The organism is Rasiella sp. SM2506 (assembly GCF_050859505.1).
GTDB lineage: Bacteria > Bacteroidota > Bacteroidia > Flavobacteriales > Flavobacteriaceae > Marinirhabdus.
Genome location: NZ_CP193934.1, coordinates 1 through 25651 on the forward strand (window position 1 = coordinate 1; position 25651 = coordinate 25651).

General features: G+C 37.7%; 22 protein-coding genes. 17 read left to right on the plus strand and 5 right to left on the minus strand.

All coding sequences use genetic code 11. The features are described 5' to 3' along the window. The 4 genes from dnaA to ACQ2HF_RS00020 all read left to right on the plus strand — a co-directional run bounded on the left by dnaA (window position 1) and on the right by ACQ2HF_RS00020 (window position 4215). Window positions 1-1428 (plus strand): chromosomal replication initiator protein DnaA, encoded by a 1428-nt coding sequence (gene dnaA / locus ACQ2HF_RS00005; protein ID WP_432411468.1) that lies wholly within the window; start codon window positions 1-3, stop codon window positions 1426-1428. Window positions 1429-1595: 167 nt separating this feature from the next. Further along, complete coding sequence (locus ACQ2HF_RS00010) at window positions 1596-2048, plus strand: low molecular weight protein-tyrosine-phosphatase (RefSeq protein ID WP_432413111.1); 453 nt, start codon at window positions 1596-1598, stop codon at window positions 2046-2048. Between the two features lie 48 nt (window positions 2049-2096). Further along, window positions 2097-3497 carry a PQQ-dependent sugar dehydrogenase gene (locus ACQ2HF_RS00015; RefSeq protein ID WP_432411469.1) on the plus strand — a complete coding sequence of 467 codons (1401 nt, stop codon included), beginning with the start codon at window positions 2097-2099 and terminating at the stop codon, window positions 3495-3497. A 4-nt stretch (window positions 3498-3501) separates the two neighbouring features. After that, the gene (locus tag ACQ2HF_RS00020; RefSeq protein ID WP_432411470.1) at window positions 3502-4215 is read left to right on the plus strand and encodes an SAM-dependent methyltransferase; all 714 of its coding nucleotides are present in this window, start codon (window positions 3502-3504) and stop codon (window positions 4213-4215) included. Between the two features lie 8 nt (window positions 4216-4223). Here the strand turns inward: ACQ2HF_RS00020 and ACQ2HF_RS00025 are convergent, their stop codons facing one another. From ACQ2HF_RS00025 to dapF, 5 genes are all read right to left on the minus strand, one after another. After that, complete coding sequence (locus ACQ2HF_RS00025; protein ID WP_432411471.1) at window positions 4224-4874, minus strand: peptidoglycan-binding protein LysM; 651 nt, start codon at window positions 4872-4874, stop codon at window positions 4224-4226. A 266-nt stretch (window positions 4875-5140) separates the two neighbouring features. Then, window positions 5141-5788 carry a hypothetical protein gene (locus ACQ2HF_RS00030; protein ID WP_432411472.1) on the minus strand — a complete coding sequence of 216 codons (648 nt, stop codon included), beginning with the start codon at window positions 5786-5788 and terminating at the stop codon, window positions 5141-5143. Window positions 5789-6044: 256 nt separating this feature from the next. Then, window positions 6045-7088 (minus strand): endolytic transglycosylase MltG, encoded by a 1044-nt coding sequence (mltG, locus tag ACQ2HF_RS00035; RefSeq protein WP_432411473.1) that lies wholly within the window; start codon window positions 7086-7088, stop codon window positions 6045-6047. Between the two features lie 105 nt (window positions 7089-7193). Beyond that, window positions 7194-7730: a GNAT family N-acetyltransferase gene (locus tag ACQ2HF_RS00040; protein WP_432411474.1), complete on the minus strand. Its 537-nt coding sequence runs from the start codon at window positions 7728-7730 to the stop codon at window positions 7194-7196. 1 nt (window position 7731) lies between these two features. Then, entirely contained in the window at window positions 7732-8508 is a 777-nt protein-coding gene (gene dapF, locus ACQ2HF_RS00045) for a diaminopimelate epimerase (RefSeq protein WP_432411475.1), read from the minus strand. 133 nt (window positions 8509-8641) lie between these two features. Here dapF and ACQ2HF_RS00050 point away from each other — a divergent pair, with 133 nt between their 5' ends. The 13 genes from ACQ2HF_RS00050 (at window position 8642) to ACQ2HF_RS00110 (ending at window position 25572) form a co-directional block, all read left to right on the plus strand. Then, window positions 8642-10024: a trypsin-like peptidase domain-containing protein gene (locus ACQ2HF_RS00050; RefSeq protein WP_432411476.1), complete on the plus strand. Its 1383-nt coding sequence runs from the start codon at window positions 8642-8644 to the stop codon at window positions 10022-10024. Window positions 10025-10193: 169 nt separating this feature from the next. Beyond that, on the plus strand, window positions 10194-11642 hold the full coding sequence (locus ACQ2HF_RS00055) for a glyceraldehyde-3-phosphate dehydrogenase (RefSeq protein WP_432411477.1): 1449 nt from the start codon (window positions 10194-10196) through the stop codon (window positions 11640-11642). Between the two features lie 87 nt (window positions 11643-11729). After that, entirely contained in the window at window positions 11730-13052 is a 1323-nt protein-coding gene (locus ACQ2HF_RS00060; RefSeq protein WP_432411478.1) for a DUF748 domain-containing protein, read from the plus strand. A gap of 329 nt (window positions 13053-13381) precedes the next feature. Next, entirely contained in the window at window positions 13382-13876 is a 495-nt protein-coding gene (locus tag ACQ2HF_RS00065) for a hypothetical protein (protein WP_432411479.1), read from the plus strand. Window positions 13877-13999: 123 nt separating this feature from the next. Continuing rightward, window positions 14000-15367 (plus strand): DEAD/DEAH box helicase, encoded by a 1368-nt coding sequence (locus tag ACQ2HF_RS00070; RefSeq protein ID WP_432411480.1) that lies wholly within the window; start codon window positions 14000-14002, stop codon window positions 15365-15367. 239 nt (window positions 15368-15606) lie between these two features. Further along, window positions 15607-16284 (plus strand): tRNA (guanosine(37)-N1)-methyltransferase TrmD, encoded by a 678-nt coding sequence (trmD, locus tag ACQ2HF_RS00075; RefSeq protein WP_432413112.1) that lies wholly within the window; start codon window positions 15607-15609, stop codon window positions 16282-16284. A gap of 53 nt (window positions 16285-16337) precedes the next feature. Beyond that, entirely contained in the window at window positions 16338-17441 is a 1104-nt protein-coding gene (locus tag ACQ2HF_RS00080) for an alpha/beta hydrolase family protein (protein ID WP_432411481.1), read from the plus strand. Between the two features lie 128 nt (window positions 17442-17569). Further along, a complete protein-coding gene (gene rplS / locus ACQ2HF_RS00085; RefSeq protein WP_432411482.1) occupies window positions 17570-17920 on the plus strand; it encodes a 50S ribosomal protein L19 in 351 nt (116 codons plus the stop codon). A gap of 983 nt (window positions 17921-18903) precedes the next feature. Continuing rightward, window positions 18904-21132: an NADP-dependent isocitrate dehydrogenase gene (locus ACQ2HF_RS00090; RefSeq protein ID WP_432411483.1), complete on the plus strand. Its 2229-nt coding sequence runs from the start codon at window positions 18904-18906 to the stop codon at window positions 21130-21132. 179 nt (window positions 21133-21311) lie between these two features. Beyond that, window positions 21312-23678 carry a TonB-dependent receptor gene (locus ACQ2HF_RS00095; protein ID WP_432411484.1) on the plus strand — a complete coding sequence of 789 codons (2367 nt, stop codon included), beginning with the start codon at window positions 21312-21314 and terminating at the stop codon, window positions 23676-23678. Next, window positions 23678-24490, plus strand: a complete 813-nt coding sequence (locus tag ACQ2HF_RS00100; protein WP_432411485.1) for a DUF4249 domain-containing protein — start codon at window positions 23678-23680, stop codon at window positions 24488-24490. Before ACQ2HF_RS00095 ends, ACQ2HF_RS00100 begins: the two co-directional genes overlap by 1 nt. A gap of 37 nt (window positions 24491-24527) precedes the next feature. Then, window positions 24528-25343 (plus strand): N-acetylmuramic acid 6-phosphate etherase, encoded by an 816-nt coding sequence (gene murQ / locus ACQ2HF_RS00105; RefSeq protein WP_432411486.1) that lies wholly within the window; start codon window positions 24528-24530, stop codon window positions 25341-25343. Then, window positions 25336-25572: a DUF6095 family protein gene (locus tag ACQ2HF_RS00110; protein ID WP_432411487.1), complete on the plus strand. Its 237-nt coding sequence runs from the start codon at window positions 25336-25338 to the stop codon at window positions 25570-25572. Before murQ ends, ACQ2HF_RS00110 begins: the two co-directional genes overlap by 8 nt. The last annotated feature ends 79 nt before the right edge of the window (window positions 25573-25651 follow it).

The following is a 25651-nucleotide window of genomic DNA, read 5'->3' on the forward strand; positions in this document are numbered from 1 at the left end:
ATGAGCAAAACTGCACTATCGGTTTGGAACAATTGTTTGTCCTTTATTGAAGATAACATTACTTCACAAGCGTACAAAACATGGTTTGAACCTATCAAAGCGGTAAAGCTTACAGACAATGCACTCAGCATTCAAGTACCCAGTAAATTTTTCTACGAGTGGCTTGAAGAACATTACGTGAAAATTTTAAAAGTTGCATTAACCAAAGAATTAGGCACACAAGCCAAATTGGTATATGTGATTAGGATGGAAAACACCTACGGCAACAAACAACCTTTTACCGAAAAAATACCGAGCTCTAACCGTTCCAATATGCAATCTCAGGAAGTTGATGTGCCTATTAAGAACAAAAACCCTGAGTTAAAAAATCCATTTGTAATTCCTGGTATTCGGAACGTAAAGATAGAATCGCAACTAAATCCTTCCTATAATTTTGACAACTTCTTAGAAGGCGAGTCAAACCGTTTAGCTCGTTCTGCGGGAATGGCGGTTGCCAACAAACCTGGAGGAACAAGTTTCAATCCGTTGTTGGTTTTTGGCGGTGTTGGATTAGGGAAAACACATTTAGCACACGCTATTGGGGTAGAAATAAAAGATAAGTATCCAGAAAAAACGGTGCTTTATATTTCCGCTGAAAAGTTTACACAACAATATATTGAGAGTGTAAAAAAGAATAACCGTAACGACTTTATTCACTTCTATCAGATTATTGATGTATTGATTGTAGATGATATTCAATTATTATCTGGAAAGGCTGGAACGCAAGATGTTTTCTTCCATATTTTCAATCATTTACACCAAAACGGAAAGCAGGTTATTTTAACAAGCGACAAAGCTCCGGTGGATATGATAGATATTGAGCAACGTCTATTATCACGTTTCAAATGGGGACTTTCAGCAGAATTGAATCACCCAGACTACGATACGCGCGTTGCCATCATAAAAAACAAACTATACCGTGACGGTGTAGAAATGCCAGAAGATATTGTAGAATTTTTGGCAAACAATATTAAAACGAACATTCGTGAGTTGGAAGGGGCTATTATCTCTTTAATTGCACACTCTTCTTTCAACAAAAAAGACATCACGATAGAGCTTGCCAAGAAAATTGTTGACAACTACGTGAAACACACCAAACGTGAAGTTTCAATAGATTACATACAAAAAGTAGTGAGCGAATATTTCCAGATGGATGTGGAAACCTTGCAGTCTAAAACAAGAAAACGCCACATTGTGCAAGCTAGACAACTGGCTATGTTCTTTGCAAAGAAATTTACCAAAGCGTCTTTAGCATCTATTGGTTCGCAAATTGGACAAAGAGATCACGCTACGGTCTTACACGCTTGTAAAACTGTAGACAATCTTTCCAGTACCGATAAACAATTTAGAAAATACGTAGAAGACCTTCAGAAAAAACTCACATTATAATATTAATCCCGCTTTTCAGCGGGATTTTATTTTTTATTAGATTGCTAACGCGATCTATTTTTTATTTTTATTAAATTTCTCTTCAAATAATAATAGCAATAGAAATTCGTAAGAATTTCAATACTTCAATAAATAATAGAAAACCGCAAGGTTTTCAATAAACAATAATAATGAAGAAAGTTCTAATGGTCTGCCTAGGCAATATTTGTCGTTCTCCTTTGGCTGAAGGCATTTTAAAATCGAAAGTAGACGCTTCCAAGATTGAAGTTTCATCAGCTGGAACAGGCGGCTGGCATGTGGGCGAACTCCCCGACCCGCGAAGTATTGAAGTAGCACAACAACATGGGTTGGATATTACCAACCAACGTGGTAAGCAATTTTCCACTTACGATTTTGAGATCTACGATCATATTTTTGTGATGGATAATAGCAACTATCATGACGTTATTAAACTGGCTACATCAGGTTTAGAAAAAGAAAAAGTGCAGCTTATTTTGGAAGAAACATTCCCCGAAGAAAAGCGCGACGTTCCCGACCCCTATCATGGTGGCGACGAAGGCTTTGAAAAGGTATACCAAATGCTGGATGCTGCTTGTGAAAAAATAGCCCATCGATTATAAGGTCTGTTTCACCAAGTTTTCAGTATCTTAGTAAAAAAACAAGTTGATATGAAACAATTACTCGTATGTATTTGCGCGCTAGCATTATTCTCTAATGCCGTAGCACAAACTGTTAATGTTGAATCATTTGCATCTGGATTTGATAATCCTGTTAATATTCAAAATGCAGGGGATGACCGTTTATTTGTGGTAGAACAAAATGGCATAATTAAAATTCTTACCCCAGACGGAACTACAAATACAACCCCATTTTTAGATATTTCATCTCGAGTATCCTGTTGCGGTGAACGTGGCTTACTAGGATTAGCATTTCATCCCGATTATGCTACCAATGGCTTCTTTTATATAAATTATACAGATACTGGTGGCGACACCCAAGTCTCAAGATTTTCAGTAGACCCTGCAGACCCAAACATAGCCTTGTCAGGTTCCGAACTTCCTATACTAGATTATGAACAACCCTTTGGAAACCATAATGGAGGTTGCCTGGCTTTTGGCCCGGATGGCTTTCTTTATATCTCCTCAGGTGATGGCGGTAGTGGTGGCGATCCCGGTAATAGAGCTCAAAATACTGAATTATTATTAGGTAAACTACTTCGTTTAGATGTAGACAACCCAAGTGGCGGCAATAACTATGGCATCCCGGCAGACAATCCTTTTGCAGGAGATCTGCCAAATAGACCAGAGATCTGGGCATACGGATTACGAAATCCATGGAAATTTTCGTTCGATAGTGTTACTGATGATTTATGGATAGGCGATGTTGGACAGGGAGATGTGGAAGAAATAGATAGAGCCGAAATAGATGAAGCTGGTTTGAATTATGGCTGGAAGTGTTATGAAGGTTCCGTACCTTTTCCTGGCGCTCCCACGTCATGTCCCCCCGTTAGCGATCTTACATTCCCAATTGCTGAATATTCTTCAAGTACAGGCTCGGGTAATTGCTCCATCACAGGTGGAAATGTATATAGGGGCTCGAGATACCCTAATCTTGTTGGGCTTTATTTCTTTGCAGATGTATGTAGTGGTCTTATTGGCACCGTAGATCAAGCTGGAACTCTTACAGAACACGGCACCTTTAATGGTTCATGGGTTTCTTTTGGAGAAGATACTACCGGACAACTCTACATAGTTAATCGTCAAGAAGAACCAAATGGAACTATTCATAAAATTGTTGGCGATGTACTAGGAACCAACGACTTTGAATTACCGAATACCCTTTTAGTATATCCCAATCCAACCGAAAACAGTGTGCATCTTGAACTACAGACCGGAACAATTACACAATATGCTGTTATGGATATGAAAGGTAGTGTTGTGATACACAATAAAGGATTAGACACAACTCAAACCACAATTAACGTGGCCAATTTAGTGAATGGTATTTATATATTGAAAATAACAACCGAGACTAATAGAACCATCATCAAAAAACTGCTGGTTAACTAATTGTATGGATTCAGAAAAAGGAAAGTTATATCTCATACCCTGTACCTTAGGCGATACTCCTCCTTTGGAAGTATTGCCATTGTTGGTTAAAAAGGCTATTGAAGAAATTGACTATTACATTGTGGAACACGAAAAAAATGCGAGACGTTTTATAAAAAGTATCTCTCCTAGAAAGTCTCAACCCACCTTACATTTTAACCATATTAATAAATTTACAGACGAAGCAGAAATACCAGCAATGCTCAATCCCTGTCACGAAGGATTTGATATAGGTGTGCTAAGTGATGCTGGCTGTCCTGGTGTGGCAGATCCTGGTGCGCTGGCAGTAGCTGCAGCGCATAGACAAGGTATTAAAGTTGTTCCTTTGGTTGGCCCCTCTTCAATTTTACTTGCAGTAATGGCTAGTGGGTTTAATGGACAAAATTTTGCGTTTAATGGCTATCTGCCTATAGACAAGAAAGAACGTAAACAAGAAATTAAACGCTTAGAACGACTTTCAGAAGAACAAAATCAATCCCAATTATTTATTGAAACCCCTTACCGCAACAACCAAATGCTGGAAAGCATACTAACTACAGTAATGCCCAGCACACAGGTATGTGTGGCCTGTGACATTACGCTACCTACTGAATATATTAAAACAATGCCAGCTTCGGTTTGGACTAAAACAAAAGTGGATCTCAATAAGAGACCCACTATATTTAGTATTCAAAAGTAAGAAAGCAATTAAAATTTTACTTTCGCCTTTTCATTGGCTTTTATAAATGAAGTATCGTAGCCAGAAAACTTTTTAAGGTAATACCCAATAGAAGTTCCAAAAGCATCGCTAAATCCTACAGCGCCACCGCTTCTAAGGAATTTTTTTACATTTCCAGCACCAGCAAGATGCGCCGCTGCTAAAATCCCTGATTCAGTAATGTGTACGCCACCAACAGTTCTTCCTGCATACCGCTTAATATCGCGTCTTAGAATCCATTTATTTCTGGAAGTGTACGCTGCAAAAGCTGCTTCTTGCAATTTAGAATCCTTCATAAAACGATCTGCACTATGCACACCAACCATTTTTAAAGTATTAATATTAAATTGATATTTACCTAAATATCCAAATTCGTTAATAATGGCATAATCGCCTCTGGATTCCTTAAAACCAAGAGCTTCTTTAAAGCCAACATACGTCTTTCCAAGAAATAAGTGATAATTACCAGCTATTTCAGGGATTTCTACTTCGACCTCATCGTAATTAGGTACGTAGTAATATAGATCTAATCCTTCCGAAGAAAACATAGACACAGTGCTATCCTTCTTTAAAGAAAATCCTGTTGCAGTTATTAAAACCACAAGCAATAGGACGCCAATTCGTAAAAGTTTTAATCTCATATTTTATTGAATACTAGACACCTTTGGGTTATCTAAATTTCAGCGTGCAAAAATACACTTTTTTTTACAAACTTGATATACAGTATGTTAAATTATGTTAAAGAGCGTTTTCTGAAAAAAATGATACTACTTATTACTCGTTAAAAAAACTTACTATTAGTAAGGAATGTGATACAAAACTAATAATCGCGCAAAATACAATCAATTACGTTATAAATATAGTAAAATAAAAAAAGCCAAGCTTGTCAACTTGGCTCTTTCAATAATTATAGTGTCACTCTTGCGTTATTATCTGGGATAATAGAAGTTAAATCATATCCACTAAAATGCTTCATATACTTCGTAATTGGTACATTGTTAGCATCTGCGAAGATATTTTCTCCTTCAGATTCCAGAAACTTAATTACGTTTCCAGCACCTCCCAAATGGGCTGCGGCAATAATGCCAGACTCGGTTACTTGAACACCAGCGATGCGTTGTCCACGGTATTGCGCAATGTAGTCTTTAAGAACCCACTTGTTCAAAGAAATCAATGTTGTAAAAGCTTCTTCTTGCAAATCTGGATTGTTTAAAAACAACCTTTTGCTAGTAATACCAACCCATTTAAGGGCGGACCAACCAAACTGATATTTACCTACATAACCTAATCTATTTACAGCTCTGTAATTTCCACTGCTTTCTGAAAAGCCGAGGTCATTACTAAACCCAAGGTATGACTTCCCGAGAAATGGAATGTCCATTTTCGGGTTCATATTTACTTCAAATTCGTAAGGAACATAGGCTTGCTCACCTTCGATATGTGAAATAAATATAGAACTGCTATTACGTTCCACCCCTTTGGAGGGTGAAAAACCTACTGCTATAAATGCAGCTAGTAGGGGCAGCACAGACAATTTCATAAAACGTTTTATCATGTTCTATTTATTTTTAGAATTATAATTATTGCCCCTATACTTAATGTAAAGAGGAAATTCCTGTAACAAACATAAACTTGCTGTTTACAAGACTATGCCTGTTAAAAGGCTTTATGAAATTAATACGTCAAAGAACTTAAATATTGTAGGTTGCTCTTCTTAAGCAACTATCCAAATATAAGTATAGAAAGGGAGGCTAAAGAGCTATTAACAGTCTTTAACCCACAGATTAATAAAGGTTTAACTATAATGAATTTTATCTATTCACCCCTTGTTGTGAGATCCATCGCACATATTCGGCTTTATTTTGATTATGCTGCGAAAGCGTTTTAGCAAACTTGTGGTAGCCAAAATTTTGAACATTTGCGACAAAATAAAAATAATCGTGCTTTTCATAATTGAGCACGGCGTCTATAGAAGTAATGTCTGGCATGGCTATAGGTCCAGGTGGCACGCCAGCGTATTTGTAAGTATTGTAAGGAGAATCCAACTCTAAATCTACGTAGAGCACGCGTTTAATAATCTGATCGAAATTATTTTCTGAAAGTTTTTTGGCGTAAATTACAGTAGGATCTGCCTGTAAAAGCATACCTACTTGCAATCTATTTATGTAGACGCCAGCAACTCTAGGCCGTTCCTCTACCTTTGCGGTTTCTTTTTGAACAATCGCTGCCAGCGAAATTACCTGGGTTGGTGTCAAATTCAATTTTTTTGCTTTGGCAAGACGTTGCTCGTTCCAAAATCGCTTGTATTCGGTTGCCATTTTATCACGGAACCCCTCAGCAGAGGTATTCCAATAAAACTCATAAGTGTTAGGCACATAAAGTCCCAAAGCAGTGGTTGCCTCTAACTTGTTCTCCTTTAAGAAAACTTCATCGCGAAAAGCATGTAATAGCGAAAGACTATCGGCTTCAATTTGATTTGAAATTGCTCCCGCAAGGTTTTCTAATCGTTCCTGATTATTGAATTTTACCTTTATTGGAATATTTTTACTTCTAACCGTATTGATAATATCATTATTATTCATCCCTTTTTTAATAAGGTAATGACCTGGCTTTATATTGCTTGCATAGCCTTTTTTATAAGCAACTGTGGAAAAAGTTTCGGTATCTTTTAAAATTGGCTCTAGCTCCTCCAAAACATCATCAAAAGATGCATTGGTCGGTATATAAACGTGCGCTTCTTTATTATTGAAGGCAGTATTAGACACCAGAACAGTGTTGTATACATACCAAGCAAAAACTGCCATCCCTACAAGGCCTACTAACAAAATTGCTACTAAGATTTTCTTTATATACATATTCTAAAGTACGATTTACGATTTATAAATTTCAGCAAAATTTAAGGTAACTGAGTGTTGTATTAAAATTTGTTTCAAATATATTTTCATACAATGTACCGAAGCTTACCTCTCAACACTAAGTAATAGTTGATAAAACAATTCATCTTTAAATCCGTTTTCTGAAACCATCCAGTCTTTTTTCTGTCCAGCTTTTTTATAGCCGGCTTTTTCAAACAATACAATGCTCCTTGTATTATCTGCTATAATATTTGCATACAATTGATGCACTTTCAAATGCATTGAAACATACTTTTCCACTATTTTTAATGCTTCGGCTGCATAACCCTTACCTCTATCTTGAGCGTCAAAAATAACAATCCCTAAGCCTACGCGTTGGTGTTTTGGCTCAAAGTCAAACAAATCTATAAAACCTATCACTTTATTCTCTTCTGCGGTACAAATTACAAGGCGTAGTTGTTTTACCTCATAGATATCGCGGTGACTATTTTGCAAGTAGTGCTTCAGCACATATTTGGAAAACGGTTTGTTGGTATTACTCACTTCCCAAACGTTTTCGTCATTTTCAAGCTGGTACAGGAAATCCAAATCGGTTGGCTCCAAAGCGCGCAGATATATTAAAGTTCCTTGTAATGTTTGCATCTTATATGGTGATTATACCTTTAAAAACCTGTGTGGCTGGGCCAATTAAAAAAACGTTTTCATAACCATTTTCAGTTTTACTGAAGGTTATCTGTAACGTACCACCGGGTTGTTGTAAGGTTATTTTTTCTGAAGTTGCCATCCCTGTAGCATGCATGGCTAGCGCGACAGCCGTTACGCCGGTACCACAACTTAGCGTTTCATCCTCTACACCTCTTTCATAGGTACGAACTGCAAATTTATTTTCTGAAAGTCGCTCTACAAAATTTACATTGGCACCTGCTTTTCCGTAGCGATTGTTACGGATATTTCGACCCAGTATCACCACGTCAAAAGTTGACAAGTTTTCAACTATTTCAACATGGTGCGGAGAACCGGTATCCAAAAATGAAAAATCACCTTCTTGTTGAATTTCAGCAACATCCTGCATTTTTAAATATACGAGTTCGTTTTCAATTTTAGTCTCATGCAAACCATCAATCGCTTCAAAAGTAGCCGTAGTTTCTATCAAACCTAAAAAGTGGGCGAAATGTGTAATACATCTTCCCCCGTTCCCACACATACTGCTTAGATTTCCGTCGGCATTATAATATACCATAGAGAAGTCTGCGGTAGGATGTTCTTCCAGAAGGATAAGTCCGTCTGCTCCTATGCCAAATTTTCGGTCACATAATTTTGCAACCAATTTGGTATCGTTTTTGGGGAATAGAAGTGGACGATTATCTACAAGTATAAAATCGTTACCCGTACCTTGATATTTATAAAATTGAAGTTCCATTGCTGCAAATGTACAAATTGCCGTGGCGAGTCCTAAAGTTTTATAGCTGTTAAATGCACGTTAAATACGAAATGAAAGCACAATAGTATCGTCTTATTGAATGTTACTTAAGTATAATTTAATTTGAAAGAATATGAAACAGACCGCGAAATTATTTCTAGTTGCGCTTGTAGCAGGAGCGCTTACATTAGGAGGCTATAAATATTTTATAGAACCCGAAACTACCTTAGCTTACAACATACAGGATGAAACATCCTTTATACCTACCAATTACACCTCGGACATAGCCACGGCCATGGAAACCGATTTTACGCAAGCTGCTGAGAAAACAGTACATGCCGTTGTACACGTAAAAAATACAACTATAAGCCGCCAACCTACAAACCTTATGGAATACTATAATGGTGGCGGACAAGCACGTCCTACCGTAGGCTCTGGCTCTGGGGTTATTATTTCGCCAGATGGATATATTGTAACCAACAACCACGTGATTGAAAACGCATCACAATTGCAGGTGACCTTAAATAATAATAAAACCTACACTGCTGAATTGATTGGTACAGATCCCAAGACCGATATTGCCCTTATAAAAATAGATAGCGACGAAAAATTCGATTTCGTACCGTTTGGAGATAGTAACAATATAAAAATTGGTGAGTGGGTATTGGCTGTTGGAAATCCTTTTAACCTTACCTCAACCGTTACAGCAGGAATTGTAAGTGCAAAAGCGCGCGATTTGAATGAGTTTGATGGCAATCCACAATCCTTTATTCAAACCGATGCTGCTGTAAACCGTGGAAATAGCGGAGGCGCCTTGGTAAATACCCGAGGAGAATTGATCGGAATTAATACAGCGATTACTTCGGAAACTGGAAGTTATGTGGGGTATTCTTTTGCAGTGCCAAGCAACAACGCCCGTAAAGTTGTGGAAGACATTATGGAGTTTGGTGGCGTACAAAGAGGAATTCTGGGTATTTCAACCATTAACACAAAATATGCACAACAACAAGGAATCGACATTACGCAAGGAGTTTATATAGCCGATATTGAAAAAGGAAGTGGAGCCGACAAAGGAGGTCTTAAACAAGGAGATATAATTAAACAGATTGACGGGTTTAAAATTGCTAAATTCTCAGATTTAGTGGGGTATTTAGGTTCAAAAAAACCAAACGACATCGTGGACGTAACGGTACAAAGAAAAGGTGGTAACACAACAGTTCCCGTAACATTAATAAAATTGGAAACATTCACTATTGAAGATACAGGCCTTGAAGTACGAAATGCCAATAAAGCACAATTGGATGCCTTTGGGGTTGCGAACGGGGTTGTCGTTTCGGATGCTACAAAGCAGGATTTAATGCCTTTAAAAGGAGCCGTTATTGTAAAAGTGAATGACAAAAACGTAACGAATATTGACGACGTAAAAGATATCATGAAAAAAGGCGGCTTTGGAGCTCCAGTGAAGCTTACGTTCGTAGACTCTAAAGGGCAATTAAGCTCTTATATTTTCAGATAGAAGGAAGCGTAACCATTTTTATCTGTAAATAACACCCCTAAGCTTAAAGAGTTTAGGGGTGTTTATTTTTACTGAAATTAATTCCTCAAAAGTTCAAAATTGAGTATTTTTGCGCCAAAATTAACTCGCCTTTTAATTTTAAACAAAAGGCCTCTAAACAACACACCCTATGAGTTTTGATGACGTTTATGAAAAAGAACTGTCTTTTCAAACCGATCGCCGAAAGGCCTCAGTAGAATTTATTAAAACGATAAGCGATTTATGGTACGATAAATCTATTGAATTGGTCCTTTTTCGCAACCAATTAATAGATCGTAACGTAAGTGAAATTCTTAATTTGCACGAGTACGCAGGTGAGTTTGTACAAAAACCCATTTCAATTTTCGACAGTGTTGAAATAGCACAAGCCATTAGCCAGTTAGACCTTCCTCCTGCCAAACTGGATATAGGTAAACTTACCTACGAGTATCACTTAGAAGACAATCAACATGCAAATGCTTTAGCTTTTGTTTCGGATAAATTAAAAGACGCAAAAGACGTAAAAGACATTATGCCAAAAGATGTGGTATTATATGGCTTTGGACGTATTGGCAGATTGTTGGCGCGTGAGTTAATGACCCGTACCGGAAAAGGAAATCAAATGAGGCTGCGTGCCATTGTAACCCGTGGCGCAGTTGACCAAACGGTATTGGAAAAAAGAGCTTCTTTGTTGCAATATGATTCTGTTCATGGAGATTTCCCTGGGACGGTTAGTGTAGATTTAGAAAACAAAGCATTGATAATAAATGGGACTACGGTTCATATTATTTCAGCAAATGCTCCAGAAGAAATAGATTATACAGCATATGGCATCAACAATGCATTAATTATTGATAATACAGGCGCCTTTAGAGACGACGTTGCTTTGGCACGTCACTTAGTACCTAAAGGAGCTAGCAAAGTATTATTAACAGCTCCTGGCAAAAATGTTCCTAACATTGTTCACGGGGTAAATCATAAAGAACATGACCCTGCAACAGTGGATATTTTCTCTGCAGCTTCTTGTACAACAAACGCTATTACGCCAGTACTTAAAGCAATTGAAGATAGTTTAGGGGTTGTTCACGGACATCTTGAAACTATCCATGCCTATACGAACGACCAGAATCTGGTAGATAATATGCACAAAAAATACCGTCGTGGTAGAGCTGCAGCGTTAAATATGGTTATTACCGAAACCGGTGCCGGACAAGCGGTAACAAAGGCATTACCTTCATTTGACGGAAAATTAACTTCAAACGCAATTCGTGTTCCTGTACCAAATGGTTCTCTAGCAATTTTGAACTTAGAATTAGAGGCAAAAACTTCAATAGACGGTATTAATGCCATTATGAAGAAATATGCTCTGGAAGGTGATCTGGTAGAACAAATTAGATACAGCATAAATAATGAGTTGGTATCTAGTGATATTGTTGGATCTTCTGCTCCTTCCATTTACGATAGCAATGCTACCATTGTAACCGAAGATGGTAAAAACTGTGTGTTGTACGTATGGTATGATAACGAATATGGATACAGCCACCAGGTAATTCGCCTGGCAAAATACATTGCAAACGTTAGAAGATACACTTACTATTAATAGCTTTAAACTGAATATTCTTAAGCCCGTTCCACTAAGGACGGGCTTTTTTTGTGAGTATCTTAACTGAAAGTAAATAGGTTTTGATTGAAATTTGTTAAAAGAGACTATTTCAGAATGGATACGAAAAAGAAGCGCAAAGCTTACAGAAAGAAAAGATATACCGTACCTATCATCATTTTGGTTGTATTGATTGCTGCACGCATTTATCTTCCCTATTACGTAAAAGATTATATAAATAAAGTGCTGGCAGATATCCCGGGTTATTACGGTCAGGTTGCTGATGTAGATATGGCCTTATATCGTGGTGCGTATGTAATTGAAGGGATGTACCTCAATAAGGTTGATGCAAATACGCAGGTTCCCTTCCTTAATTTTCCAAAAAGTGATATTTCTATAGAATGGAGTGCCCTGTTTGATGGTGAAATAGTTTCCGAAATAGAGATGTACAGTCCTGAGGTAATTTACGTGTTAGAAGATCAAGAAACTGTCCCAACCGAAGGTGAAGCAGATATAGACGATTGGTCCAAAGCTCTTACCGACATAGTTCCGCTGGAAATAAACCGTTTTGAAGTACACGATGGTAAATTTGCTTTTGTTCAAGTAAACGCAGATCCAAATATAGACCTGCAAATAGCCAAAATTCATTTAAATGCCAGCAACCTCCGTAACGTAAGAGAAAAAGATCGCGTGCTTCCCTCCCCTGTAACTGCTACCGGCGTTTCTATTGGCGGCGGTGCCGTAAAACTCAACGGAGATATAAATATCGTTAAAGAAATTCCAGACATGAATGTGAATTTCAGTTTAGAACACGCCAACGTAACTGCCTTAAACCCGTTTACACGTCACTATGCAGGAATAGATTTTGAAGAAGGAGATTTCAGTTTGTTTAGTGAATTTGCTATTGCCGATGGTTATTTAAAAGGATATATAAAACCCTTGCTGAAGGATTCAAAAATGATTGGGAAGGATGATGGCATTATTGGTGTTTTGTGGGAAGGATTGGTAGGTTTCTTTAAATTTATTCTGAAGAATCAAGGAACCGACACCATTGCTACCCGAGTCCCCGTTGAAGGAGATTTGAACAATGCGCAAGCGGGGGTATGGCCTACCATTTTTAATATTTTTGAAAACGCCTGGATTAGCGCCTTTAAAGGAGATATTGATGATGATATAGATTTTGAAGACGCCTTTAATGACCCTAATTTAACGAAAGAAGAAAAGCAGGAATTACGAGAAAAGAGGAGGGAAAAAAGAAGAGAAGAACGTAAAAATGATACAACCGATGGTTTCTTTAAACGCCTTTTTGATGGTGCCGAAGATGAAGAAGCAGACCCTACCGATGATGGTATTTTTGGCGGAGGAGATGAAGATGATAAAAAGGACACCAACAAAACTGATGACAATTAATGAATAACATAAAAGCAACCAAATCCAATCTGGATCTGGGTAAGCAGTAACGTAACACGCCAAGCAATTTGCCATTTCAGAAGGTGCCAAAGGTATCACCCTAGAAACAGCAACCAACAACCCTGCACAAACCTTATACGAGCGACTAGGCTGGAAAAAAGATACCGAAGTTTTTCATTATACTTGGGAAATAAAATAGGACAATTTTGTAATTTTAAGCTGAAGAACTATTTTGAATTTTGAACAATTTCAATGAGGTTCCCTTTAGGGCTAAGGAAAAAATCGATGCAGTAGTTCAAAATTCAAGACTCCTAATTAACTGAAAACATATGGATCACCTTACAAAAATGGAGGAAATGCTCTCGAGCGCCAACACCGATATAAAGAATGGCCACTACGAAAAAGCTGAGAATACACTTGAAGAAATGATTACGTTAGACCCAAATTTCGGGAAGACGTACAATCATTTGGGCTATTTATATGAAGTGAAATTCAAGGAATTCGAAAAAGGAGAAACACTTTATAAAATGTGCCTGGAAAAATCGCCTATGTATCCTGCGATTTATTATAATTATTCGGTATTGCTTTCAACTCTGGGTAAGTGGGACGAACTTAAAGAATTATTGGATCAAGCGTTACATATTCCTGGCGTTACCAAAGCTACCGTATATAACGAGTACGCTATTATGTATGAGCAGCAAGGCAAACTAGACCTCGCTATAGAAAATTACCGCAACGCAGGCATTAACACGCTAGATCAGGCAACTTTAGACCGAGCAAAAGCTTCTATGGCACGTTGTAAATCCAAGAAAGATTTGTTTTAAAATTACAATTTTTGAGTTTGGAATTTTTGAGTTTGGAATTTTAGGTTTCAGCCCACACCATTATATAATGTAAAACAGTCGCAAACTATAAGAAAGTTGTAATTTTGCGAAAAGCCTTTATACATGGATTCTTTTCAAGATTTTAAGCTAAATAAACAGTTACACTACGCAATTGATGATTTAGGCTTTACCACACCTACTGAAATTCAATCGCAGTCCTTCTCTCCTGTTATGTCCGGAAGAGACGTGGTTGGTATTGCACAAACAGGTACTGGTAAAACCTTTGCTTATATGCTGCCGTTACTTAATGATTTAAAATTTTCGAAGGAGATAGATCCTCGGGTTTTGGTGATTGTTCCAACCCGCGAGCTGGTAATTCAGGTTGTTGATGAAATTGAAAAGTTTGGGAAATATAGCTCCATTCGGGTGGCTGGTGTATATGGAGGTGTTAATATTAATCAGCATAAAGAGCTGGTGATGCAGGGAGCCGATATTATTGTAGCTACGCCTGGGCGATTGTACGATTTGCTATTAAGCCGAGCACTAAAGCCGAAAAGCATTAAGAAACTGGTGATTGATGAGGTGGATATTATGCTGGATTTAGGATTCAGGTTTCAGCTTACCAATATATTCGAATTGCTGCCAGAGCAACGACAAAACATCATGTTTTCAGCAACCATGACAGAGGATGTGGCTGAATTTATCACGAGCTTTTTTAAAAATCCGTTGACTATTTCAGTAGCTGTAAGCGGTACACCCTTGGATAACATAACGCAATTTGCATATAACGTTCCCAATTTTTACACCAAAATAAACTTACTGAAAGAACTACTTCTGAATGCTGAAACCTATACTAAAAACTTAATTTTTGTACCCAATAAGAAAAGTGCCGACTTGGTTTTTGAATTGTTAGATGATTTCTTTGGAGATGAAGTTGCCGTAATTCATTCTAATAAAACACAAAATTACAGAATACGTTCTATAGAAAATTTCAACCAAAATAAAACAAGAATCTTAGTCACTACAGATATAATGGCTCGTGGTCTCGATCTTGATAGCATTAGTCACGTAATAAATGTAGATACGCCACGTTTTCCAGAAAACTACATGCACCGCATTGGAAGATCTGGAAGGGCCGAAGCTGAAGGAACTTCCATTTTATTAAGTACTGAAGCCGAACAAGATCATAAAAAAGCAATTGAAGATTTAATGAATCTTAAGATTGAACAATTGGAACTACCCGAAACCGTTGAAATTTCAAAAAAACTCACGTGGGAAGAACAACCAAAAATTGTAGAAGCAGACAATCCGCATAAGATAGATACCGAAGAAAGAGGAGCCAGTTTCCACGAAAAAAGTGAAAAAAACAGCAGAACCAATCAAGGCGGAAGTTATAAACGTATCATTAAGAAAAAATATAAAAAAGCAAGAACCAAAGGCGATAAAGGTTTCAACCAACGCAACAAAGATAAAGGCAAAAAACCCTTTTAAACTGTAACTCGAACTTGAACTTGAACTTGAAACTGAAACTGAAGTTTTTATAAAATTTCCATCTAAGCTCCTTCCTTTAACAGCTAAAGTTTTGTAATGAAATATCGGAATCTTACTTCTGCGCTAAAGGGAAGGTGAATTTCGGTAAGATATACTCAATGAAAAATACAATCTTTTTTCCCGAAATTCGGAAGGGTAAAAAGCTCCAAAGTCTAATTAAAAAAATCAACTCAGCAAAAATGCGTATAGACATCATCACCGTACTACCAGAATTACTAAAAAGCCCTTTTGAAGCGTCTATACTTAAACGCGCCATAGATAAAGGTTTGGTAGAAGTGCATACCCATAACCTTCGGGATTTTTCCACTAATAATTATAACCAAATAGACGATTACCAATTTGGTGGAGGCGCAGGGATGGTTATGATGATTGAACCCATTGATAAATGTATTAGTAAATTAAAGGCCGAGAGAGAGTATGAAGAAATTATTTATATGACTCCAGACGGAGAAACACTCAATCAAAGTATTGCCAACCAACTTTCGCTAAAAGAAAATATTATACTTCTCTGTGGTCACTATAAGGGTGTAGATCAACGTGTGCGCGATCAATTTATAACCCGTGAAATTTCAGTGGGAGATTTTGTGTTAAGTGGTGGCGAATTGGCAGCAGCCATTGTGTGTGATACTGTCATTAGATTGCTTCCTGGTGTTTTAGGAAATGAAACCAGTGCTTTGACCGATAGTTTTCAGGATAATTTACTGGCACCTCCAATTTATACACGTCCTGCAAACTACAAAGGTTGGAAAGTTCCAGAAATTCTTACAAGCGGCAACACCCCAAAAATTGATGAATGGCGGGAGGATCAGGCTTACAAACACACGCAAGAGCGTAGACCCGATTTGTTGGAGGAATAGCATTTGCTATATTAAAATTCAATATCTTTCATATAACAAAAAAAACTCCCTGTATGAAAACATACGTACTATTAAGTTTAGCACTGTTATTATCCGTTAGCGGAATTTGCCAGTCAACTTTAAACAGGCCGCAAACTCCCACTCCTCCATTTTATTATCATATTGAAGAGGTAACTTTTGAAAACACAAAAGACAGTGTAACCCTGGCAGGCACACTTACATTTCCAAAAGATGGAAATAATTTTCCAGTTGCTGTGCTTATAAGTGGTAGTGGAGCACAAAATAGAAATGAAGAATTAGTGGGGCATAAACTCTTTTGGGTTTTGGCAGACTATCTTGCTAAGCAAGGGATTGCAGTTTTGAGATATGACGACCGCGGCACTGCAGCATCTACCGGAAATTTTAAAACTGCACTCACACAGGATTTTGCCACAGACGTTGAAGCTGCCGTAGACTTTTTAAAAACAAGAACCGAATTCAACCAAAAAGCTATTGGTTTAATAGGTCACAGTGAGGGCGGGATTATTGCACCCATGGTTGCCAGTGATCATCCTGAAGATATCGGGTTTATTATATTGCTTGCCGGTGTGACCATCCCTTTCGATGATTTAATGAAGCTGCAAAAAGAGTTGTCATTGCGAGCTATGGGATCTTCAGAAAGTTATATTGAACAGGAAGTTCTTTTTGATAACGAATTGATGCCTGTAATTACAACAACTCCATTGGATGAGCTTGCTGAAAATTTAAAAACTTTCACTACAGCATACTTAGAGAAAAATCCGAAATTTGCTAAAAACAGAGGGATGCATGCCGAGACCTATACAAATCTAGTCGTCTCGTCCTACACAAGCCCCTGGCTCTATAATTTACTTAATTACGATCCAGCCGAAGCACTTAAAAATACAAAGTGTCCCATATTAGCACTAAATGGCGAGAATGACACACAGGTTCCATCAAAAGAAAATTTACAAGCATTAGAGCAGTTAAAAAGTGCCTATCCTGAAAAAAATATTACTACAAAATCCTACCCGAAGCTCAACCACCTTTTTCAGGAAAGTGTCACAGGTTCTGTTTTTGAATACGGTAAGATTGAGCAAACCATAGCGCCCTATGTACTGGTAGAAATATCGAGTTGGATTCACACGGTAGTTAAATAAGTAGCTTAATTTCTTGCTCCAACTGTTTGTTCATTTCAAAAAAAGAGTATCTTTGCACTCGATTTATAGTAACCTCTGACGATACCCGTGAACGTTGCCGTAACCATAATACTATCAAAACCATAACAATGGAAGCGTTAATAAAATTTGTACAAGACGAATTCGTAACCAAGAAAGAATTTCCAAAATTCTCTGCGGGAGACACTATCACAGTATACTACGAAATTCGTGAAGGCGAAAAAACAAGAACACAGTTCTTTAGAGGTGTCGTGATCCAATTAAGAGGAACCGGAACAACTCAAACTTTTACAATTAGAAAAATGTCAGGAACGGTTGGTGTAGAGCGTATCTTCCCAATGAATTTACCTGCATTGCAAAAAATAGAGATCAACAAAAAAGGTAGCGTACGTAGAAAACGTATCTACTACTTTAGAGGTCTTACTGGTAAAAAAGCAAGAATCCGCGAAAAGCGTAAATAGGCTATACCAGCATATTTTAGAAAGCGACTCCACATTGGGGTCGCTTTTTGTTTATAAACAATTGTTAACAACCTTAGTTTATAACTTGTTCATATTAAAAGCCTTATATGATTTGTTTATTTCAATTGAAATGTTACTTTAGTACTATCAAAACAATACAACTATTGTTAGATACATAAAGTAACGTTCTTTATTTCTTTTTGAAAATTGTTTGACGAGCTAACGGTTCCTTGCGAATGGTTAGGTTGGAGATTTTTAAAAAGTTCGGAAGTAGTTTTTGAAGGATGCTTTCAGCAATGCAAATTGTATGAATCGCCTACAACAAGAACATTAATACTTCTTTCTTGAAATCGGTCACAGCTGCAGGGGTATAATAAACTTGCATTACATTGTAAAGATGAGCTGGTAACGGCAGTTTTCACAAGAAGCCATAACAAAGTGCCTAGCACATTGTTATGGCTTTTATTGTTTAGTCCCTCACCGAAAGCTGATGCTCAGCCTGTGGCTGATTTCACCTTTCGACTCTCCCGGAGGGAGAGTGAGAGAACTATTACGCTTGGTATTATAATCAATTTTTTTACGAAGTAACTATCAGTAAATAGCTTTAGCACTCGTCTGTAACAAGTGGTATCCAGAAACATTTCAGCTTAAACAGCTACTAAAATTTCATATCGTTCAGCGAAGCAGTCTTTCCTCTTTATTCTTTGCTCTTTCTTCCTTCCCTTCAAAGCAAAGCGCCCTCACCTCTCACACTACCAAAAACTAATTTCTAATTGAACATCCTTTACAACGTCACCCAGAGTGGTTCCGCTTTTTCTGCGGAATTGTATCGAAGGGCTAAATATTAAAAAACTATTAAACTTTCAACCAACCGCAGTCCTCCCCTTTTAAAGACCCGCCTAAATCCGTATCTTTGCAACCCGTAATTTAGGATTACGAAATCTATACAAATTTCATTTTCAACCGAAATAAAATTCCTCTATATGACTAAGACCGCCAAAATTATTTACACCAAAACAGACGAAGCCCCCTATTTAGCCACACATTCCTTTTTACCTATTGTAAAAGCGTTTACAAAACCTTCTCATATTTCAATTGAAACAAGGGACATTTCACTGGCGGCTCGTATTTTAGCAACTATGGCGTCGTATTTAAAAGAAGAACAGCGTGTCACTGATGCGCTTTCAGAATTGGGCGAATTGGCAAAAACACCAGAAGCCAACATCATTAAACTACCAAATATTAGTGCATCAGTACCGCAACTTATTGCGGCGATTTCAGAATTACAGGAAAAAGGCTTTGCCATTCCAGACTATCCTGAAAATCCAACAACCGACGAAGAAAAAAATATAAAGACTGCCTATGACAAAGTAAAAGGTAGCGCCGTGAATCCTGTACTCCGTGAAGGAAATAGCGACCGTCGCGCACCAAAGGCTGTAAAGAACTATGCAAAGAAGAATCCGCACCGTATGGGTGCCTGGAGTGCCGTTAGTAAAACCCACGTTTCCACAATGAGCAAGGGCGATTTTTTCCATACAGAGCAATCCGTTACATTACAGAAAGCAGGTTCTGTAGCTATCGTTTTAAATGGCGAAGATGGATCAAAAACAACGCTAAAAGAAAATATTGCCGTATTGGAAGGTGAGATTATTGACGCTTCGGTGATGGAAAAGAAAGCCTTACTTTCATTTTTGAAAGAGCAAGTACAAGATGCAAAAGATAAAGGCGTATTATTTTCATTACATATGAAAGCGACAATGATGAAGGTAAGTGATCCAATTATTTTTGGTCACGCCGTTCGTGTGTTTTTTGCCGATGTTTTTGAAAAGCACAGTCAAACCTTAAAAGATGCAGAAGTGGATCCTAACAACGGTTTTGGAGATGTATTGAGTGATATTGAAAAACTTCCAGAGACAAAAAGAAATGAAATTTTAGCCGATATTGACAAGGAGCTGGCAAACAACCCAGACCTGGCAATGGTGAATAGCGACAAAGGCATTACCAACCTACACGTACCAAGTGATGTAATTATTGATGCTTCTATGCCAGCGATGATTAGAACCTCCGGGCAAATGTGGAATGCAGCAGGGAAACAACAAGATACCAAAGCTGTGATTCCAGATAGTAGCTATGCCGCTATTTATGAAGCTACTATTAATTTCTGTAAAAATAATGGTGCCTTTGACCCTACTACCATGGGAACAGTGCCAAACGTAGGTTTAATGGCTCAAAAAGCTGAAGAATACGGATCTCACGATAAAACATTCGAAATTCAAAAAAATGGTACTGTTGAAGTAATTGATAACAACGGAACCGTTTTAATGAAACACAACGTAAGTGAAGGCGATATCTGGCGTATGTGCCAGGTAAAAGACCTTCCAATTCAGGATTGGGTGAAACTTGCGGTAAATCGTGCAAGAGCAACTGGATGGCCAACTATTTTCTGGTTGGATAAAGACAGAGCACACGATGCTGAGTTGATTAAAAAAGTAAATACATACTTACCCAATCACGATACCAGCGGATTGGAACTAAAAATATTATCTCCTGAAAAAGCGACCGATTATACGCTGGAGCGTGTTAAAAAAGGAGAGAATACCATTTCGGTAACTGGAAATGTACTAAGAGATTACTTAACCGACCTCTTCCCTATTTTGGAATTAGGCACCAGCGCCAAAATGTTATCTATCGTCCCACTCATGAATGGTGGTGGTTTATTTGAAACTGGCGCAGGAGGTTCTGCACCCAAGCACGTTGAACAGTTTGTAGAAGAAGGACATTTGCGATGGGATTCTTTAGGTGAATTTTTGGCCCTGGCGGTTTCTTTAGAGCATTTAGGTTCTACCTATGATAATAGCAATGCGATTGTTTTGGGTGAAGCCCTAGATGATGCTACTGAAAAGTTATTGGAAAATAAAAAAGGCCCTTCCAGAAAAGTAAACGAAATTGACAACAGAGGTAGTCACTTTTACTTGGCAAAATACTGGGCCGAAGCACTAGCAAACCAGGATAAAGATAAAACCTTAAAGAATAGATTCGAACCAATCTCAGAAAAACTGAATGCTAACGAAGAAACTATTTTAAAAGAACTTCTTGATGCACAAGGTGCCACAGTAAATATTGAAGGCTATTATTACCCAAATGAAAACAGGGTAAATGAGGAAATGCGAGCTAGTAAAACACTCAATGATATACTTTCGGAAATTGCTTAAATCTTAAAAAACTAGCATAAAGGTCAACTAATTAGTATGTCTGGTTGAGCGCAGTCGAAACCTTTTTAAATTAAAAGGTTTAAATTAGTTCTCGACTGCGCTCGAACAGAGATTTCCAAACTTATTTTTTTAGTCCTACTCAATTTTAATTAACTGCTGGTTCATACTTTTATAAAAAATTGCACTTGAAAAATCTCTTATGGCTCCTATGTTTATTTGTAAGCATTACAGCTTTCTCTCAGGAAAAATATACCCTTAGCGGTGTTGTTTCTGAAGCTTCCTCTGGCGAAACATTGCTAAACGTTAACGTTATTATTCCTTCCCTTCAAACGGGAACAATCACTAATGAATATGGTTTTTATTCCATTACATTATCAGAGGGAACGTATGACGTTTATTTCAGTAATATTGGTTTTATGACGCTTCAAAAAACCATCATGCTTACTTCAAATACTTCAGTAAACATAAATCTTGACGAAGACACCCAACAATTAGACGAGGTAATTATAAAAGCAGACGTAGAAGCGCTCAACATCCGTAAGCCAGAAATGAGCGTGAACAGACTGACTGCAGGAACCATAAAAAAAATTCCTGTAGTTTTAGGCGAGAAAGACGTGATTAAAGCCATTACACTACTCCCAGGAGTAACGAATGCAGGGGAAGGCGCTAGTGGTTTTAACGTTCGTGGTGGTTCGGCAGACCAGAATTTGATTCTGCTGGACGAAGCTACACTTTATAATTCTTCGCATTTGTTCGGTTTCTTTTCGGTTTTTAATCCAGATGCTATCAAAGATTTAACGTTGTATAAAGGTGGAATTCCCGCACGGTATGGTGGACGCATTTCTTCAGTGTTGGATATCTATCAAAAAGATGGAAATTTAAAACAATTTGAGGCCAATGGTGGCATTGGACTGGTGGCCAGCAGATTGTTACTGGAAGGGCCTATTAAAAAAGACACCGCGGCATTTTTAATAGGTGGGCGTAGTAGTTATGCACATTTGTTTTTACCGCTTTTTGACAATGATAATATTGCCTATTTCTACGATTTAAACACCAAGATTAGTTATAATATCAACAAAGACAACAGGCTGTTTCTTTCGGGTTATTTTGGTCGTGATGTGTTTGAAATTGCAGATAGCTTTAGCAACAATTTTGGAAATACGACCGTTAATTTACGTTGGAATCATTTATTTAACGACCAGATTTTCAGCAATCTTTCCCTGATCTATTCAGATTATTATTACGGATTGGAACTGGGTTTCGTAGAATTCGATTTTGATAGCGGTATTAAGAATTTTAATTTAAAATATGACTTCACCCAATATGTTTCAAATAAGATAAAGCTTCAGTATGGTTTAAACGGAATTTACTACCAGTTTAATCCAGGTGAAATAAATCCTACGACTCAAACTTCTGGAATTAATCCTTTTAAAACCACTAAAAAGTATGCTACCGAAAACGCAATCTATGCCGATGCAGAGATAGAACTTACAGATAAACTTTCTTTTCAGGCAGGTGTACGACTTTCCACATTCGCAAGATTGGGACAAGATGCTTTAAATGTATATGAAAATGACAATCCCATTCTCTATAACAGCGATCTGGATATTTATCAAAAAGCAACACCTATAGATACGATTTCTTTTAAAAGGAGTGATGTTATTGAAAGTTATGCAAACCTGGAGCCCAGACTTTCGGTTGCCTATCAGTTAAACGAAACTTCGTCTATAAAAGCCAGTTACAATCGCACAGCACAATATATTCACCTAATTAGTAATACCACATCTCCTACTCCGTTTGATATATATGCTCCCAGCGGAAAATTTATAGAACCACAAACCGCAGATCAGGTAGCCTTTGGTTTTTTCAAAAAATTTGAAGATTTTTCCTTAGAGGCCGAAACTTTTTACAAAACCGTAGACCATCGCTTAGATTATGTAGACGATGCCAATTTAATTGCCAATGATGCCGTAGAACAAATTTTACTAAAAGGGGAGGCCAGAGCATACGGATTGGAGTTTTTACTAAGAAAAACAACAGGGAAATTACAAGGTTGGATCGCCTATACGCTTTCCAAAAGTGAACAGCGAACACCCGGAAGAACAACCGAAGAAATTGGCATAAATGAAGGCCAATGGTACAATGCCGCCTGGGATAAACCTCATGACATTTCTATTACCGCCCAATACGAACTTAATGACAAATGGTCTTTTGGAGCAAATGCTATCTACCAAACCGGGCGACCCAGCACGTTTCCTAACGGCCAATATGAGTATAGCAACCTTGTAGTACCCGTTTATGAAGCAAGAAATAGTAGTAGGCTATCTGCTTTCCATCACGTAGATATTTCAGCGACCTGGACACCAAAAGCTAACAATCCCAAACGCTGGAAAGGAGAATGGGTTTTTAGCGTATACAATATTTATAACCGAAAAAACGCTGCTTCTATTTCCTTTAGCGAAAATACAGATATTGGCCAAAATGAAGCGGTTCGCTTGTCTATCTTCGGTATTATTCCTTCGGTTACCTATAACTTTAAATTTTGATGATGATGAAAAAATTGCTGTTTTTACTATTACTTGCGATTTGTTTTGGTGCCTGTGAAGATGTGGTCGAAGTAGATTTAAATGAAGGCACACCCAAACTGGTTATTGAAGCAAATTTCTTAAAACAAATAGCTATTGATGATTCCGTTTTAAGAATAACTTTGAGCAAAACCATTCCTTTTTTCAATGCAGAACCTGTGTTTGTCAATACAGCAATTGTAACGATAACTCCAGAAAATGGAGCGGCTATTACAGTTCCTTTTATAGAAAACGGCAACTATGTACTTTCAAACCTGGAACCTGAGCCTGGAGTTGCCTACACTTTAGAAATTGTAGTAGATGGTGAAACCTACACTGCCACAGAAACATTAGTTACCGGAGTCCCCTTGGAGTTTGTAGAACAAAAAAACGATGGCGGTTTCTCCAATGATGAAATTGAACTGAAAGCATTTTTTACAGATCCTTCCAATGTAGAAAATTATTACTTTTTTGAAGGGCTTTCCCCCAGAGGATATTTAGCAGACACCTTCAGTGATGAGTTTTTTGACGGAAATGAAATTTTTGGGTTTTATTCTGTAGAAGATTTGGAGGCAGGAGACCAGGTTACCTTTTATCTGCACGGTGTAAATGAGCAATTTTATAATTTTATGTTCATCCTATTGCAACAAAGTGGTGACCAGGGTGGCGGTCCTTTTGAAACGCAACCCGCCACGGTACGTGGAAATATGCTTAATATTACCAATCCAGATAATTTTCCACTTGGGTATTTTCGGGTTTCTGAAGTATCTATCTTAACCTACACGGTAGAATAATATATTAATTGGCATTCAAAAGCTTTAAATTTGTAGTATGAGTTTCCACAAAATTACCGAAGCAGATTCGCATTACGATCATTTAGAACAAATGAGTGTAAAAGAAGTGCTCAAAAATATAAATGATGAAGACAAAACAGTACCACTGGCTGTTGAAAAAGCACTTCCAGAAATTGAAATACTCACCACAATAGTTTCAGAAAAACTAAAAAATGGTGGACGTTTATTTTATATGGGTGCTGGAACCAGTGGTAGATTAGGTGTTGTAGATGCTAGTGAAATCCCTCCTACATTTGGAGTAGATCACGGGGTTGTTGTTGGACTTATTGCAGGTGGCGATATAGCGATTAGAAAAGCGGTAGAGTTCGCTGAAGATTCACAAAACCAAGGTTGGGAAGATCTCAAAAATCATCAAGTTGGTATCAACGATGTGGTGGTTGGTATTGCAGCTTCAGGAACTACTCCCTATGTGATTGGTGCGTTGGAAAAATGTAATTCGCTTGGTATTGCGACGGGATGTATTACTTGTAATGAAGGTAGTCCGCTACACAAAACGGCGAAATTTCCCGTGGTTGTTATGGTAGGACCTGAGTTTGTTTCGGGAAGCTCCAGAATGAAAGCGGGTACCGCCCAAAAACTGGTGCTAAATATGATTTCTACTGCGGCTATGATCCAGTTGGGTCGCGTGAAAGGAAACAAAATGGTAGATATGCAATTGAGCAACAATAAGCTCGTAGAACGTGGCACACGAATGCTCATGCAAGAATTAAATATGGATCAAGATAGCGCAGCTTCACTTTTACAAAAACACGGCAGTGTTCGAAAAGCAATCACAGCATACCATAATGAATAACCGACCACAAAGACATACCGACAAACAATTATTGGTGAAAGGACTAAAGCGCTTGGCACTTGCCTTACCTCTTTTAGTATTGACAACCTACGCCTTTACTTTTACTTTTCTAAATAAAGAAACCATTCCTATATATTACTTGCTTCCGCTAGCAATACTTGGAATGGCTGCTACTATTTATTTGCTCTTCAACGGAATAAAACTTATCCTGAAGTCTCTTTTCAATTAAGGTGAGTTTTTACAAATATCGAATTATTCAAATTTAGGAATAAAAAAACCGCCTCAAATTGAGGCGGTTCTTTCGTACT

Bases quoted from the DNA above. Each gene is read 5' to 3' on its own strand.
- ACQ2HF_RS00055 (WP_432411477.1), top strand. From the start codon at position 10,194: ATGAGTTTTGATGACGTTTATGAAAAAGAACTGTCTTTTCAAACCGAT.
- ACQ2HF_RS00065 (WP_432411479.1), top strand. From the start codon at position 13,382: ATGGATCACCTTACAAAAATGGAGGAAATGCTCTCGAGCGCCAACACC.
- ACQ2HF_RS00020 (WP_432411470.1), top strand. From the start codon at position 3,502: ATGGATTCAGAAAAAGGAAAGTTATATCTCATACCCTGTACCTTAGGC.
- ACQ2HF_RS00040 (WP_432411474.1), bottom strand. From the start codon at position 7,730: ATGCAAACATTACAAGGAACTTTAATATATCTGCGCGCTTTGGAGCCA.
- ACQ2HF_RS00050 (WP_432411476.1), top strand. From the start codon at position 8,642: ATGAAACAGACCGCGAAATTATTTCTAGTTGCGCTTGTAGCAGGAGCG.
- dnaA (WP_432411468.1), top strand. From the start codon at position 1: ATGAGCAAAACTGCACTATCGGTTTGGAACAATTGTTTGTCCTTTATT.
- ACQ2HF_RS00070 (WP_432411480.1), top strand. From the start codon at position 14,000: ATGGATTCTTTTCAAGATTTTAAGCTAAATAAACAGTTACACTACGCA.
- dapF (WP_432411475.1), bottom strand. From the start codon at position 8,508: ATGGAACTTCAATTTTATAAATATCAAGGTACGGGTAACGATTTTATA.
- ACQ2HF_RS00110 (WP_432411487.1), top strand. From the start codon at position 25,336: ATGAATAACCGACCACAAAGACATACCGACAAACAATTATTGGTGAAA.
- ACQ2HF_RS00100 (WP_432411485.1), top strand. From the start codon at position 23,678: ATGATGATGAAAAAATTGCTGTTTTTACTATTACTTGCGATTTGTTTT.
- ACQ2HF_RS00025 (WP_432411471.1), bottom strand. From the start codon at position 4,874: ATGAGATTAAAACTTTTACGAATTGGCGTCCTATTGCTTGTGGTTTTA.
- rplS (WP_432411482.1), top strand. From the start codon at position 17,570: ATGGAAGCGTTAATAAAATTTGTACAAGACGAATTCGTAACCAAGAAA.
- trmD (WP_432413112.1), top strand. From the start codon at position 15,607: ATGCGTATAGACATCATCACCGTACTACCAGAATTACTAAAAAGCCCT.
- ACQ2HF_RS00030 (WP_432411472.1), bottom strand. From the start codon at position 5,788: ATGATAAAACGTTTTATGAAATTGTCTGTGCTGCCCCTACTAGCTGCA.
- murQ (WP_432411486.1), top strand. From the start codon at position 24,528: ATGAGTTTCCACAAAATTACCGAAGCAGATTCGCATTACGATCATTTA.
- ACQ2HF_RS00080 (WP_432411481.1), top strand. From the start codon at position 16,338: ATGAAAACATACGTACTATTAAGTTTAGCACTGTTATTATCCGTTAGC.
- ACQ2HF_RS00015 (WP_432411469.1), top strand. From the start codon at position 2,097: ATGAAACAATTACTCGTATGTATTTGCGCGCTAGCATTATTCTCTAAT.
- ACQ2HF_RS00090 (WP_432411483.1), top strand. From the start codon at position 18,904: ATGACTAAGACCGCCAAAATTATTTACACCAAAACAGACGAAGCCCCC.
- mltG (WP_432411473.1), bottom strand. From the start codon at position 7,088: ATGTATATAAAGAAAATCTTAGTAGCAATTTTGTTAGTAGGCCTTGTA.